Origin of the sequence: Salipiger sp. HF18 (assembly GCF_011806505.1) — a bacterium.
In the GTDB taxonomy this organism is placed as follows: Bacteria; Pseudomonadota; Alphaproteobacteria; order Rhodobacterales; family Rhodobacteraceae; genus Salipiger; species Salipiger thiooxidans.
In genome coordinates this window covers 1-14,403 of sequence record NZ_JAATOS010000072.1, presented here as the reverse complement: position 1 = coordinate 14,403, position 14,403 = coordinate 1, and the positions used below count along the sequence as shown (strand labels likewise).

The 14,403-nt window shown below is 69.0% G+C and carries 14 protein-coding genes; 3 read left to right on the top strand and 11 right to left on the bottom strand.

Annotation, left to right across the window (positions count from 1 at the left end):
* On the bottom strand, positions 1 to 648 hold a 648-nt coding region (locus HC022_RS09200; protein WP_167452221.1), incomplete at its 3' end, for an FAD-dependent monooxygenase.
* A 117-nt stretch (positions 649 to 765) separates the two neighbouring features.
* Entirely contained in the window at positions 766 to 1,188 is a 423-nt protein-coding gene (dksA, locus tag HC022_RS09195) for an RNA polymerase-binding protein DksA (RefSeq protein WP_008886276.1), read from the bottom strand.
* Between the two features lie 471 nt (positions 1,189 to 1,659).
* Between dksA and HC022_RS09190 the strand changes: the two genes are divergently transcribed.
* The gene (locus HC022_RS09190; RefSeq protein WP_167452220.1) at positions 1,660 to 2,499 is read left to right on the top strand and encodes a MoxR family ATPase; all 840 of its coding nucleotides are present in this window, start codon (positions 1,660 to 1,662) and stop codon (positions 2,497 to 2,499) included.
* 6 nt (positions 2,500 to 2,505) lie between these two features.
* Here HC022_RS09190 and HC022_RS09185 read toward each other — a convergent pair whose 3' ends face one another.
* A complete protein-coding gene (locus HC022_RS09185; protein WP_008884642.1) occupies positions 2,506 to 3,111 on the bottom strand; it encodes a hypothetical protein in 606 nt (201 codons plus the stop codon).
* 86 nt (positions 3,112 to 3,197) lie between these two features.
* Entirely contained in the window at positions 3,198 to 3,566 is a 369-nt protein-coding gene (locus tag HC022_RS09180; protein WP_008884012.1) for a VOC family protein, read from the bottom strand.
* A gap of 137 nt (positions 3,567 to 3,703) precedes the next feature.
* Between HC022_RS09180 and HC022_RS09175 the strand changes: the two genes are divergently transcribed.
* Positions 3,704 to 4,606, top strand: coding sequence for an AEC family transporter (locus HC022_RS09175; protein ID WP_167452219.1), 903 nt, complete (start codon positions 3,704 to 3,706; stop codon positions 4,604 to 4,606).
* A 21-nt stretch (positions 4,607 to 4,627) separates the two neighbouring features.
* Here HC022_RS09175 and HC022_RS09170 read toward each other — a convergent pair whose 3' ends face one another.
* The 5 genes from HC022_RS09170 to HC022_RS29635 form a co-directional block, all read right to left on the bottom strand.
* Positions 4,628 to 5,701, bottom strand: coding sequence for an ABC transporter ATP-binding protein (locus HC022_RS09170; protein WP_368484640.1), 1,074 nt, complete (start codon positions 5,699 to 5,701; stop codon positions 4,628 to 4,630).
* Between the two features lie 151 nt (positions 5,702 to 5,852).
* Positions 5,853 to 7,433 carry a pyruvate kinase gene (locus HC022_RS09165; RefSeq protein WP_167452218.1) on the bottom strand — a complete coding sequence of 527 codons (1,581 nt, stop codon included), beginning with the start codon at positions 7,431 to 7,433 and terminating at the stop codon, positions 5,853 to 5,855.
* A 100-nt stretch (positions 7,434 to 7,533) separates the two neighbouring features.
* A complete protein-coding gene (locus HC022_RS09160) occupies positions 7,534 to 8,082 on the bottom strand; it encodes an RSP_2648 family PIN domain-containing protein (protein ID WP_167452217.1) in 549 nt (182 codons plus the stop codon).
* Positions 8,079 to 9,275, bottom strand: a complete 1,197-nt coding sequence (locus HC022_RS09155) for an RSP_2647 family RNA methyltransferase (RefSeq protein WP_167452216.1) — start codon at positions 9,273 to 9,275, stop codon at positions 8,079 to 8,081. The genes HC022_RS09160 and HC022_RS09155 overlap by 4 nt, the downstream gene beginning before the upstream one ends.
* 166 nt (positions 9,276 to 9,441) lie before the next feature.
* A complete protein-coding gene (locus HC022_RS29635) occupies positions 9,442 to 9,570 on the bottom strand; it encodes a hypothetical protein (RefSeq protein ID WP_008884653.1) in 129 nt (42 codons plus the stop codon).
* Positions 9,571 to 10,337: 767 nt separating this feature from the next.
* Here HC022_RS29635 and edd point away from each other — a divergent pair.
* Positions 10,338 to 12,143, top strand: coding sequence for a phosphogluconate dehydratase (gene edd, locus HC022_RS09150; RefSeq protein ID WP_167452215.1), 1,806 nt, complete (start codon positions 10,338 to 10,340; stop codon positions 12,141 to 12,143).
* Positions 12,144 to 12,237: 94 nt separating this feature from the next.
* Here edd and HC022_RS09145 read toward each other — a convergent pair whose 3' ends face one another.
* Positions 12,238 to 12,873, bottom strand: coding sequence for a hypothetical protein (locus HC022_RS09145; RefSeq protein WP_167452214.1), 636 nt, complete (start codon positions 12,871 to 12,873; stop codon positions 12,238 to 12,240).
* 19 nt (positions 12,874 to 12,892) lie between these two features.
* Positions 12,893 to 14,143, bottom strand: coding sequence for a hypothetical protein (locus tag HC022_RS09140; RefSeq protein WP_167452213.1), 1,251 nt, complete (start codon positions 14,141 to 14,143; stop codon positions 12,893 to 12,895).
* Positions 14,144 to 14,403 lie beyond the last annotated feature (260 nt).

The following is a 14,403-nucleotide window of genomic DNA, read 5'->3' as shown; positions in this document are numbered from 1 at the left end:
CGAGCTGCCGTCGCGCAGCGGGTAGCTGACGATGTGGCGCCCCGGCCCCATGTGGACCTGCGCCTCGGCCGGATGAGCGGAGGTGTTGGGGACGATGGCGCGCCACGCGACCTGCTTGGTGAAGAAGGCGCTGGCGCTGCCGTTGAGCGCCTGGCGCAGCACCGAATGCAGCCCGTCCGCGCCCACCACGAGATCGCCACCCACGCTGTCGCCGTTGCAGAGCTCGAGCGACGGCGTCGGACCGGGGACCACCGAACGGACCTTCTGCAGAAGCCGGATCCGCACCCCGGCCTCGCGCGCGGCATCAGCCAGCAGCTCGACGAGGTCGGCACGGTGCACGAACTGGTAGCCCTGCCCCTCGGGAAGCTGGCCGAGGTCCAGCCGCAGCACCTGCTCGCCGCTCAGCCCGTCGCGCAGCACCACCGCGCGCGCCTTGCAGGCGCGGGCCGCCAGCCCTTGCGCCAACCCCAGCGCCTCGATCACCCGCAGCCCATTGGGGCTGACCTGGATCCCGGCGCCGACCTCGGTGATCGCCTCCGCCTGTTCGAGAACCAGCACCTCGGCGCCCCGCTGCCGGAATGCCAGTGCTGCCGCAAGACCGCCGATGCCGCCACCTGCGACCACGATCCGCCTGCCGTTCAGAGCCATTGAGTCCGCGCTCCTACGCGCCGTCCGCCCCGGCCTCGCCGGGAAAGCAAAGCGCCGGAGCCTACGCCCCGGCGCTTTGGTCGTCACTGCCGATCCGGGAAGACCCCCGGCATGGGCTCAGTCGTCGCGATGCACCTTCTCGCGACGCTCGTGACGCTCCTGCGCCTCGAGGCTCATCGTCGCGATCGGCCGTGCGTCGAGACGCTTCAGCGAAATCGGTTCGCCCGTCACTTCACAGTAGCCGTATTCCCCTTCGTCGATGCGACGCAGCGCGGAGTCGATCTTGGCGACGAGCTTGCGCTGGCGGTCGCGCGTGCGCAGCTCGATGGCGCGGTCGGTCTCCTCGCTTGCGCGGTCGGTGACGTCGGGAATGTTGCGGGTCGCTTCCTGCAGGGCCTCGATGGTGTCACGGCTCTCGGCAAGAATGTCGTTTCTCCAGGCAATCAACTTGCGGCGGAAATACTCGAGCTGACGCTCGTTCATGAACGGCTCGTCCTCGGCGGGACGGTAGTCGTCCGGAAGAAAGGTTTCGGGCTTCATTTCTGCTCCCTCTGAAAAGCCGGCCCATCGCACTGGTTAACCCCTCAACGATCCCGGCACCCCTTGCGAGGCTGCAATTATCCCAAGGCCAACACGTTGTCACTACACAATGCAGGAGCGTGCGGGCAAATTTTGGGCATCGCGGCGACAGGGGTATGAGAGCACCGCGAAACAGGGTCATCCGCCCGGGACCACAGGGGTTTTTGCCCACACTAGACGGCATTTCCCCCGGCCCGAGCGGGTCCGGACAGGGGTAACAATTCTGATTAAATTTTACGCACATTTGACGCCCTACGCGCATGACGTTGGGTCAGGAGCCGCGCACTCGCAGGCCCCTCGACGGCCCCGGCGACCGCTTTCCGGGCGCGGGCCGTGCGGAACGCCACAGCACGGCGGCGGACCGGCGGCGTTGCTTGCAGAAGCCGCGCCGCTTGCGTATCCCGGATCGTGGAGATCCGCAGGGAGGCTGGAATGCGTTTTGACGGCACTGACACCTATGTCGCCACCGACGACCTGACCATGGCGGTCAACGCCGCGATCGCGCTGGAGCGGCCGCTGCTGGTCAAGGGCGAGCCCGGCACCGGCAAGACCGAGCTCGCGCGCCAGGTGGCTGAGGCGCTGGGGCTGCCGATGCTCGAGTGGAACATCAAGTCCACCACCCGCGCCCAGCAGGGCCTTTACGAATACGACGCGGTCAGCCGGCTGCGCGACAGCCAGCTCGGCGACGAGCGCGTGCACGACGTCTCCAACTACATCCGCAAGGGCAAGCTCTGGCAGGCCTTCGAGGCCGACGGCAAGCTGGTGCTGCTGATCGACGAGATCGACAAGGCGGACATCGAGTTCCCGAACGACCTCCTGCAAGAGCTCGACCGCATGGAATTCCACGTCTACGAGACCGGCGAGACGGTACGGGCGCGGCAGCGGCCCATCGTCATCATCACCTCGAACAACGAGAAGGAGCTGCCCGACGCCTTCCTGCGCCGCTGCTTCTTCCACTACATCCGTTTCCCCGACCACGACACGCTGCGCCGCATCGTCGAGGTCCACCATCCCGGCATCAAGCCGGCGCTGCTGACCGCGGCGCTCACCCAGTTCTACGAGCTGCGCGAACAGCCCGGGCTGAAGAAGAAGCCCTCGACCTCCGAGGTGCTCGACTGGCTGAAGCTGCTGCTGGCCGAGGATCTCGACGCCGAGGACCTCAAGGGCGACGCCGCCAACGCCCTGCCCCGTCTGCACGGCGCGCTGCTGAAGAACGAGCAGGACGTTCACCTGTTCGAGCGGCTGGCCTTCATGGCGCGCCGCCAGCGCTAGGCCACCTCAGGCGTTCATCCGCGACAGCAGCGCCTGCCGGTCCCGGCGGGTGCGGATCTGGTCGGTCAGGACGTTCTCGGGCCGGAACCGCATGCGCCCGCCGGAACAGTCGATCTCGTAGCGTTTGCGTCCGCCCGCCAGCCGGTGGGCCTGCTGTTCCGCGACCACGACGGTGATCTCGACCGCGCGGCAATCGTCGAGCGAGACGTCCTCGTCGATCTGGTGGGCGGCGCGGCTGACGATGTTGCGCAGGCTGCCGATATCCAGCGCCTCGCCGCCGCGCAGGGGTCCCTGGTTGGTCTTGTCGCGGAAGTCGCCGCCGATCGGATCCTCGTCCTCCACGCGGTCGGTCACCGGTGCGAGGCGGGTCCTGTCGCCGTCATCGAGCCCCACCATCACCGCCAGCACGTAGGCCGTGTCCGAGCCCATGTTGGTGACGAGGCAGCGCGCATCCTCGCCGCTCTCGGATGCCATCCCGATGTGGATGACCGTGCGGTTCGAGCGCCGGAAGCTGACGAAGAAGAGCTGAAGGTAGGCCAGCCAGATCAGGAGCATCGCCGCGTTCAACCCGACGTTCAGCGCCGAGGCGTTCGATCCGATCCAGTCCCACATGGCGGGCGCTCTCCTTCCGTCTGGCCTGCGTTCCCAGGGGCAACGCAGGCCATCGGCAGGTGTTCCAAGATCGGCGGCGCCGAGCGTCAGCGGTCCGGCATGCAGACGCGGATGCGGTGGCCGTCGGGGTCGAGCGCCACGAAGGTGCGCCCGAAGGCCGCCTGCATGGGCGCCTGCTCGACACTCACGCCGCGGGCGACCCAGTCGTCGTGCATCCGGTCGACCTCGGCGTCGCTCGGCACCATGAAGGCAAGCTCCGAGCGGTGCCCCTCGCCGCCCGAGACGAAGTCCTGCGCGGCAGTGGACCACAGCCCGAGGCTCAGCCCGTTGCCGAAGGACAGCGCCGCGTAGTTGGGAAAGACCGCCTCGGGCTCGGTGCCGAGCAGGTCCGCGTAGAAGGCCGCGCTGCGGGCCGGATCGCTCACGTAGAGCAGGATGAGGTTCGGGGTCGTCATGGCAAATCTCCTGTGTCTTGACGCCCCATTGCTACCCGCGACTCCTGACAAAAAACGGCAGTGGCCCGCGGCGCCCCCACCGCTTGACCCCGCCCCCGTTCCCGCGCAGGGTGCGCCGGTATACCATTCCGGTCCAAATGCTTCACATTCTCACCCACGACATCCTGCCGGTGTTCTCGATGCTGGCGCTCGGCTACCTGCTGGGCTGGCGCGGCGTCTTCTCGCGGGTCGAGGCGGGCGCGGTGAACCGTGTCGCCTTCCTCCTGCTGCAACCGGCGCTGATCTTCCCGCTGGTGGCCTCGGTGCCCTTCGCCGAGTTCGAAATGACGGCGGTCGGGCTCTACGCGCTCTGCGAGCTGGTGGCCTTCGCCGTGGCCTACGTGATGGCCCGCCGCCTGTTCCGGCGCGAGCGGCCCGAGGCGTGGCTGCTGGCCATGGCGGTCGTCTTCGTGAATTCGCTGCTCTACATCTGGCCGATCTCGTTCCTGATCTACGGCGAGGCGGCGGCGCTGCCGGTGACTGCCATCGTGGCCTGGGACGCCTCGGTGGTCTTCGCGATCTTCATCGTGGGCACCGATCTCATGGTGCAGCCCTCGGCGGGGATCGGCGGCGCGGCGCGGCGGATCGCGTCGAACCCGGTGCTGATCTCGATCGCGGCGGGGGGGGGGATGAACCTTGCCACCCTGCCGATCCCCGCCCCCATGCTGACCGCGGCAGAGTTCGCCGGCGCCGGAGCCGCACCGCTGACGCTGTTCGCACTCGGGGTGATCCTGTCGCAGCAGAACCTGCGCCCGACACCGGTGGTGGCGGCGATCTCGGCGCTGAAGCTCGTGGTCTTCCCGGCGCTGGTCTTCGTGGCCTTGGCGGCCGCCGGGGTCAGCGCGCGCTGGCACGACCTCTTTACCCTGACCGCGGCGGGGCCGTCCGGCGCCATGGCCTTTGCGCTGGCGCTGCTGCACGGCGTGCGCACCGATGCCATCGCGCCGGTGATCATCTGGACCTCGGTACTGTCGCTGCTGTCGCTGGCGTGGCTGGCCTGAACCTGCGCCCGAACCTGCGCCTCAGGCGGGGAAGACGAAGCAGCGGTCGCGCCGCACGGTCAGCCACATCGGCGTGCCGGGCTTGGGCAGGAACACGTTCGGCACCGTCGCCTTCAGCACCTCGCCGTTGAAGTCCATGCGGTACTCCACGAGGCTTTCCGACCCCATGAACCGCGCCCGCTGGACCACGCCGCGCGCGGGCGTGCCCGCGAGTTCGGTGGCGTTCGGGCCACGGCCGTTGCGGTCGAAATCGAGCCCGATGTGCTGCGGCCGGAAGACGATGTCGACCTCGGAGCCGTCGGGAATGCCCGGCGCGAGGAACTGCCCGAAGGGCGTCTCGGTGAGCGCGCCCTTGACCGTGCCGCGCAGCACGTTGACGTCGCTGAAGAAGGCCACCGCCGCCTTGTCCACGGGGCGGTTGTAGATGTTGTAGGGCGCGCCGCGCTGCACGATCTGGCCGCCGCGCATCAGCGCGATCTCGTCGGCCATGCGCATGGCCTCCTCGGGCTCGTGGGTGACCAGCAGGACCGAGGTCCCCTCTTCCTTGAGCAGCGCCAGCGTCTCGTCGCGGATGCCGTCGCGCAGACGGTTGTCCAGCCCCGAGAACGGTTCGTCCATGAGCATGATCCGGGGCCGCGGCGCCAGCGCCCGGGCCAGCGCCACGCGCTGCTGCTCGCCACCCGAGAGCTGGTGCGGAAAGTCGTCGATGAAGCGCGACAGCCCCACCCGCTCGAGCAGCTCGCCGGCGCGGCGGCGCTTCTCGGCCTTGCCGTCGCGCAGGCCGAAGGCGACGTTGTCGCCCACCGAGAGGTGCGGGAACAGCGCGAAATCCTGGAACATGAGGCCGATCTGGCGGCGCTCGGGCGGCACCCGGAAGACGGTGTCGCAGATTAGCTTGCCGTCGACGTAGATCTCGCCCTCGTCCTGCATGTCGACGCCCGCGATCATCCGCAGCGTCGTGGACTTGCCGCACCCCGAAGGGTCCAACAGGCAGGTGACGTCGCCGGGCTGAATGGTCAGGGACACGTCATCGACGACGCGGCGGCCGTCGAAACGGCGCACGATATTGCGGATTTCCAGCCGGGGTGTCTGCACGGGCCCACCTTCTCAGTTCCCGACCAAACAGATCGGGATAACGGAAAGTGAGTAGCAGCCCCCCGTTTTCGCTGCAAGACCGCCCCCGGCCCGCGGCGTCAAATCGCGGCGATTGCGCGCAGCCCGGACACGGCAGGTGTCCCCGCGGCGGTCAGAGATCCTGCGGCCCGTGCCAGGCACGAAGCGGACCGAGCCGCGGGGATTTTTTGGATTGGTGCCGGTCCATGCGGCGCAGGATGCGGGCGAGGAAAACCACCGCTTCGGCGGCGTGCGGGCCCTTGTTGAGCATCACGCATTCGGCGCGCTGGCCCATCGCGGCGTCGGTGGCCTCGGCGCGGCTGGGATTGCCCTGCTTGGCCAGCCCCTCGAGCACCTGCGTGGCCCAGACCACCGGCACGCCCGCGGCCTCGCAGATCCACAGGATCTCTTCCTGGATCTCGGCCAGCCGGGCGAGCCCGATCTCGACCGCGAGGTCACCGCGCGCGATCATCACCGCCACCGGTCCGGCGCCGCCCGCCATGACGATGAGCCGCGGCAGGTTGCGGATGGCGCGCTCGGTCTCGATCTTGAGCACAACCGCCGGCCGCGGCGCGCCCTCGGGCAGCCGGGCGTCGAGCGCGGCGTGCAGGGCGCGGATGTCGTCGGGCGTCTGCACGAACGAGAACCCCACCGCGTCGGCCAGCGTCACCACCGTGTCGAGCGCCGCGAGGTCGGCCTCGGCCAGCGCCGGGATCTCCATGTCGACGCCGGGCATGTTGACGCCCTTCTCGGGCGGCAGCCGGGTGCCGCCGTCGCGCGCTGTCTCGACCTGTAGCAGCGCGTGGTCGTCGTCGCGTTCGACCACCACCGCCGAAAGCTTGCCGTCGTCGAACCAGAGCCGCCCGCCGGTCACGGTGCGGGCCAGCAGCTCGGGGTGGCTCAGTGTCGCCTCGGGCAGGTCCTTGGCTCTCGAAAGCGCACGCACCAGCCGGAAACGGTCGCCGGGCAGCAGCAGCGGCCCCATCGACAGCGGGTCGCGCCCTGCCTCGCGCATCCGCTTGACCCGCTTGCGCTTTTCCCGCTCGAGGAAGGCCTTGGGCATATGCACCTGCAGGGTGCGCACCTTTGGCCCGGCGAGGTCCATCAGGATGCGCAGATCCCGCCCGGTGGCCGCGGCGGCGTCGCGGGCGTGGCCCGCCATGCGGCGCCAGGCGGCGGGGGTGTCGTGGGCGCAGTTGATGCGCACGCAGGTGGCGCCCGCCTCGATCAGCCCGCGCACGAGGGCGGGATCCTCGGCCGCCTCGGAGGGCAGCGTCACCATGATGCGGGTTTCGGGGCCCGAGGGATCGGCGCCGAAGATGCGGTCGCGCTCGTGCTGGACATGGCGCGCCAGCGCGGCCTCTGCCACGGGCTGGCGCCCTGCCAGCGGCGCCTCGCCCGCCAGCGCCTGCAACGTGGCGATCACCGCGTCGAGCGTGGCCATCACATGCGCCTCGGAGCGGCCCAGAGACGACAGGCCAAGCGCCGAGAGAGCCGCCTGCTCGGCAGTCAGGTCCTGCTTGCGGAAGGCGAGGTAGACGGCGAGGTTCTCGGCGCGCGCCCGGAAGGCCGCGCCGCCGCGCAGCGCCGGCTCCCAGCCCGCGAGCGTCACCGTCGCCTCCCAGGTCACCGTGTCGCGCGGCGTCTCGAGCCGCTCGCAGAGTTCCGCGGCGAGCCCCGCCGCCGCGATCCCCGGTCGGAGAAGGTCCTGCATGTCAGAATGTCCCGCAAGCCATGGCACGGCCGCAGCATAGAAGCGGTGCATGACAGGAATGAGACAGAACGCCCCCGGCGTCCCGGGGTGCGGCGGGATGTCACCCGGCGGCTTCGAGGGCCTTGCCAAGACGCGGCAGCCGCGCCTTCTTGAGCAGCCCGCGCATGGTCCAGTCCTCGCCCGAGAGCCGGCGCGCCTCGGCCAGCACCGCCTCGCAGGCGTCGCGCACGCGGCCCGGCTGGGCCTCGAAGAGCCCGCGCAGGAAACCGTCGGCATCGACCCGCGACAGCCCCTCCTCGGCGAGGATGCCGCGCGGGAAATCCTTGGCGTTTTCGGTGACGATGACGTCGGCGTAGCCCGCGATCGCCGCCGCCAGCACGTGCAGGTCGGCGGGATCGGGCAGCCAGAGCCGCGACTCGAGCGACGGCGGGAAGCGGATCTCGGCCTTGGGCCAGGCGGCGCGCACCTGCGCGATCTCGCCCCGGGCCTGCACCTCGCCCATGGGGCCGAGCTTGCGGGCGGCGAGCGCCCATTCCTCGAGGATCCGCTCGGACCAGAGCGGCTCGTAGACACCCTGCACCGCGACCCCCAGCAGCACCTCCCGCATCACCGTGGGATAGAGCACGCAGGTGTCGAGCAGGACCTTCACAGCCGGAACGCCAGCGCCTTGAGATAGCCTGACTCGGCCAGTTGCGGCATCAGCGGATGGTCCGGCCCGGCAAAACCGGTGCGCAGCAGCTGCGCGCGACGGCCGGCCCGGCCGATGCCGCGCAGGCAGGCGCCGGTGAAGCTCGAGAGATCGGCGGCGTGCGAGCAGGAGCAAAGCACGAGGTAGCCGCCCTCGGCCACCAGCGGCGCCGAGAGCCGCGCCACCTTCTCGTAGGCGCGCAGGCCGGCGTCGAGCGCGGGCTTGGACGGCGCGAAGGCGGGCGGGTCGCAGATCACCACGCCGAAGCGGGCGTTCTCCTGCCCGAGCGCGTCGAGCGTCGAGAAGGCGTCGCCCTGGCGGATGGCGAAGCGGTCGTCGGCACCCATGCGGCGGGCGCCCTCCTCGGCCAGCGCCAGCGCGGGCGCCGAGCCGTCGACCGCCAGCGCCGAGGTGGCGCCGCCTGCGAGCGCGGCAAGCGCGAAGCCGCCCACGTGGCTGAACACGTCGAGCACCGACTGCCCGCGCGCGAGCCGAGCGGCGAACTCCTGGTTCGGACGCTGGTCGTAGAAGAGCCCGGTCTTCTGGCCTCCGGTGAGGTCGGCCATGTAGGTCGCGCCGTTCATCTCGACCGGTACCGGAGCGTCGGGGGCGCTGCCCAGCAGCACCGCGTCGGCGTCGTCGAGCCCCTCGAGAGACCGCCCGCGCGAGCCCGCGTTCTTGAGAATGTTGGTGACGCCTGTCACGTCCGCCAGCGCCTGCGTCAGGTCGGGCAGCAGCAGCTCGGCCCATGCGGCGTTGGGCTGCACCACGCAGGTGTCGCCGAAGCGGTCGATGATGACGCCGGGCATGCCATCGGCCTCGGCGTGCACGAGGCGGTAGAAGGGTGCGTCGTAGATCCGCTCGCGCAGCTCCAGCGCGCGGCGCAGCCGGGTGGCGAGCCAGTCGCGGCCGATCTCGGCCTGATCGTCGCGGTCGAGCATGCGCGCGGCGATCTTCGACGCGGGCGTGACCCCGACGAGGCCGACCGGCTTGCGCTCGGTATCCTCGAGCAGCGCCACCGTGCCCGGTGCGAGCGCCTTGGTACGGCGGTCGAGCACCAGCTCGTTGGCATAGATCCACGGGAACCCACGGCGGATGGCACGCAGGTTGGCTTTGGGCGTCAGTCTGACGACAGGGAGAGGGGCGGCACTCATGCCGCCCCTATACTCCGGCTTCGTGTCCGAGGGAAGACACGGCCCGGGGTCGGTTGAGCTGGTTTTGGGGGATAAGCCGGAGGCTTGGCGACGCGCCCGGGCGTAACGCCCCGCCCTGCCGCCTGTCGCGCCCGATGGCGCCCGCGGCGCAGGGCGGGGTCGGGGGTCAGTCGTTGAGGCCTGGGAAGTCCACCAGCTGCGCGTTGCGCTGGTAGCGGCGACGTTCTGCTGCCCCCTCGAGAAGTTCGAAAACACAGCCTGCAGCGATGATGACGACGAGAGCTCCGATATACATGTCCATTCCTCCTTCTGGTGCCTTTCGGCATTTCGCTTCTTTGCTCATGCCGGTCTTTGCTCATGCCGGTCTCTTCGGTCCGGCATCGCTGCTGGCCTCTCCCTTATGCCCGCGTTAACGACGAAGGCGTACCGCGCCTCGGGACACCCGAAATGCGCGCAGGGGGGCATCCCTATCCCTTTGGATAGGTCATCTGCCCTGCCGTCCCGGGTCCTCTCCGGCGTCACTCACGGCAGAGGATACCCCTCAGACTACTCCGGGCTTTATGTGTGGTTCGGGGGTCTGGTCGCAGGGCTCAGCGCCCCTGCCCTTGCCCGCCGGACCGCCTTGACCGCCATGGGGCAGGTCGGCCGGTCGCGGTGGGGCACCGGGATTTCGGGTCTGTCCGAAATGCTGCTTGCGCCCGGCCCCGGCTGTCCGGCTGCGCCCCGACCGCTGCGCGTCCACGGCCCACGTTCCCGGTCGCCGCGACGAGGGATGCCACCCTCGAGATCTGTGCTGCTGCGCTCATTTCGGTAACCCCTGCTCTGTCTTTCGGTCCGTCCCACCTCTGTCGGGCAGGATTTCGGTACATCCCGAAATGCCCGCGGAATTGGTCAGAAACAGGGCGCAACGGGTGTTTCTTTCCGGCGATGATACGCCCGGCCGGGGCGATCTCGGTGAAACCCGCCCCAAACGGCTTTACTGTTAGCGCCAACAATTCTATGTGGGTCGCATAGCGATCGCCCGCACCCCTCGCGGGACGGCCAGGGACAAGGGAGCCAGCCATGCCGCTCGACGCCACCATCGCCAAGGTCACCGAGACCATTGAGGCCCGCTCCGAGGCCCGCCGCACCACCTATCTAGACCGCATGCGTCGCGCCGCCGAGGAGGGCCCCCGCCGGGGCCACCTGACCTGCGGCAACCAAGCCCACGCCTACGCGGCGATGGGCGTCGACCAGCAGGCGCTGGCCGAGGGGCGGGTACCGAACCTCGGCATCGTGTCCGCCTACAACGACATGCTCTCGGCCCATCAGCCCTTCGAGCGTTTCCCCGAGATCATCCGCAGCGCCGCGCGCGCCGCAGGCGGCACCGCGCAGGTGGCGGGCGGCGTCCCGGCGATGTGCGACGGCGTCACCCAGGGCCAGGTGGGAATGGAGCTTTCACTCTTCTCGCGCGACGTGATCGCGCTGGCCGCCGGGGTCTCGCTCTCGCACAACACCTTCGACGCGGCGGTTTATCTCGGCGTCTGCGACAAGATCGTGCCGGGGCTGATCATCGCCGCCGCCACCTTCGGCTACATTCCCGGCATCTTCCTGCCTGCGGGACCGATGACTTCGGGTCTTCCCAACGACGAGAAATCCAAGGTGCGCCAGCAGTTCGCCACCGGCGAGATCGGACGCGACAAGCTGATGGAGGCCGAGATGGCCTCGTACCACGGGCCGGGCACCTGCACCTTCTACGGCACCGCCAACACCAACCAGATGCTGATGGAGCTCATGGGCCTGCACCTGCCTGGCGCGAGCTTCGTGAATCCCAACACGCCCCTGCGCGACGCGCTGACCGAGGCCGGCACCACCCGCGCGCTCGAGATCACCAAGCTCGGCAACGACTACCGCCCTGTCTGCGACATCCTCGACGCCAAGGCCTTCGTGAACGGCATCGTCGGACTGATGGCAACGGGCGGCTCGACCAACCTCGTGCTGCACCTGCCCGCCATGGCACGCGCCGCCGGGATCGAACTCACGCTCGAGGATTTCGACGCCATCTCCTCGGTCGTGCCTCAGATGGCCAAGGTCTATCCCAACGGCCTCGCCGACGTGAACCACTTCCACGCGGCGGGCGGGCTGCAATACATGATCGGCGAACTGCTCGACGCGGGCCTCCTGCACGAGGACGTCACCACCGTCGCCGGGGACGGGTTGTCGCTCTACACCCGCGAGCCCAAGCTTCGCGACGGAGCGGTGAGCTACGAGGAGGCCGCGCGGGTCAGCCAGAACGACAAGATCCTGCGCCCTGCCTCGGATCCGTTCCAGAAGACCGGCGGGCTGAAAAAGCTCATCGGCAACCTTGGCCACGGCATCATGAAGGTCTCTGCGGTCGATCCCTCGCGCCATGTCATCGAAGCCAAGGCCAGGGTTTTCCAGGACCAGGCGGCGGTCAAGAACGCCTTCAAGGCGGGCGAGTTTACCGAGGACACGGTCGTCGTCGTACGCTTCCAGGGCCCGAGCGCCAATGGCATGCCCGAGCTGCACTCGCTGACGCCCACGCTGGCGGTTCTGCAGGACCGCGGCCTGAAGGTGGCGCTGGTCACCGATGGCCGCATGTCCGGCGCCAGCGGCAAGGTCCCCGCGGCGATCCACGTCTGCCCCGAGGCCGCGAACGGCGGCCCGCTCGCCAAGCTTCGCGACGGCGACATGGTGCGCGTCGACGCCACCAACGGCACGCTCACCTGCCTCGCGCCCGATTTCGACAGCCGCACGCCGGTGAGCGCCGACCTTGCCGACAACGGCCACGGCGTCGGCCGCGAGCTCTTCGAGGCCTTCCGCCAGAACGTCGGCCTTGCCTCGAACGGAGCGGCCGTGGTGGTCTGACGGACCATTTCGGGACATCCCGAACATGCGTGCCCCGGGGCGCGCCTGTTTCGTTTGCGCACCCGCGCTCAGGTCAGGCGCTGGCCGCCGGCGATCACTCCAGCTCGATCTCGCGTTCGTCGATCACGCGGCGAGTGACGCCCGCGTTCTGGACCACGCGAACGCTCAGCTTTCTGGCGCCGGGAAACTGGTTCTTGTCGATCTCGAAATCCGGCGTCTTGCGACCGATGAAGAGCGTGCTCCAGGGGCCCTGATTATCCGGGCGCGCCTCGATCAGGTACGTCACCCCGGCCTGCGCCTCCACCAGCCCGCTGAAGCCGCTGCGCCTGTGGCCGGCGCCGACGAGCGGCGCCTCGAGCGTCATGCCATCGGCCAGCGCGGGCGCCTCCTCGGGCGGGGTGGCCTGGAAGATGTCCAGAACCTCGTCGCCCTGCACCAGTTCGAGCGAGGCCAGCCCCTCGGGCAGCTCGACGTCCTGCTGGATCAGGCCGGTGTGCGGATCCTCGGGGCTGCTGCAGGCATCGTAGCGCACCTCGGGGATAATCCGTCTGATTTCGGCTCCATCCGAATTCCTCAGAACGAGGGCGATGTCGCCCCGATCGAGCCCCCCGAGCGGGCTCAGGTTCGACTGGATGTTCGACGGGTTGACGTAAAGGATCTGACCGCTGTGTTCGGTCGGGTCGACGGTCGCCACGACATGGGCAAATCGTGTGTCTGCGGTGGTGTTCATGTGACGGATCTCCACTGCCCTACGCGACCGGAGGCGCGAACTGCGCGTCCTCGTCCGCAAGGCGCTGACGAATGGCCTCGAAGGTATACGCCGAAACCCACTGCCTGTCCGCGTAGGTCATGACGTCGTGATGGGTGGTGCCGTTCATCACCTTGGGCTCTAACCCGAGCTGCGGATCACCGACGTCGTAGCCCACGTATTTCCGGTCGGCGTTCGACAGCTGCCCGTTGGCATATGGGAAAGTCGCGTCCGAGGCATCCTGCGCCCCGGGCGGAAAACCGGGATGAAAGCGCCCGTAGGTATGACCAAGCTCGTGTGCGCCGTACCAGTCGGCATAGGACTGGTCCTGATCGCCTGCGAGGCCCGCTGGAATGCCGCAGGGCCCCGAGGCCACCGTGTCCGGCTGCGGCCCTGCGGGAATGCCCGAAGCGCGCCCCCGCATGAAGTGCTGGCCGTTCGCGTCGTCGACTAGCCCGTAGTAATGGGTTCGGGGATCGGTGCCCGAGTTGATCTCGGAGTTTCGGATCGCCGCGATCTGCGCGTTTGCAAGCACCGCCGTCGCGCCCTGAAACGGCGGGGCGAAATTGGCGTCGACCACGATCTGCGACCACTCAACCGACGGCACCGGATAGGCCCGTGACAGGTAGGACCGGAAATAGTCGAAGTGGATGGCGTCGGGCACGTGCACGCCACCGGTCTGCGGATCTGCGTAGCGCAGGCCGATGCAGCGCACCCGGATCGGAGGCCCCGCGGTCAGCTCGACCGCGACCGGGGCCGCGCCGGTAAAGGGCTGTTCCGCCCCGCCGATCTGGATGAGCCGGTTGAGCTCGACGATAAGCGACCCGGCCTGAAGCGCGGTCTCGGGCAGGTGGAAGTTCAGCGAGGCCTTCAGGGTCTCGCGCTTGTCGACGAGCGCCAGGGCGTCAGCGGGATCGAGTTTCAGCTCGTTGATCCCGGCGAGATAGGTCGCGGGACCGGTGGCGGACTGCCTGAGACAGAGCTCGCCGCGCAGTCGCAGGCTCGCCGCGACGGTGGTCTCGTCGAGATAGACCCGGACCATGGTCGGTTTCAGGGCCACCAGCGGCACGGAGTTGTCAAGCGCCTGAACCGACTGGCAGATCTCGATACCCAGCACCCCGACACCGGTCGCAGCCCCGGCAAATTGCGCGGCGCGCGGTCGTCGGACGGACGCGCGTTCATAGCGGGTCGGCGGGCTGTCGGTGGCGGCATCGCGGCGCATCCCGCCGCGGTCGTCGGAATGGTCATCCATGGGCGAAATCCCCCAGATCAAATGCGCAATGAAATTCTTGACGCTACGGCACCAATAACACCATGGTGTCTGAGTACCGGAGTCCATTCAACCAATAATTGCGCAAAGTCACGTATCGCGCGTCGTCAGGCCACGCCGCCAGAGGGGGAGTGAATGTCTGCGGAGACCATATCCCCCCTGTCCCGGCGCCCTGCCCGCCCCTTGTCCGGCCCTTGTCCGGCCCTGCACCCGGTCCGCCTGCCGGGCACAGGATACCCCCT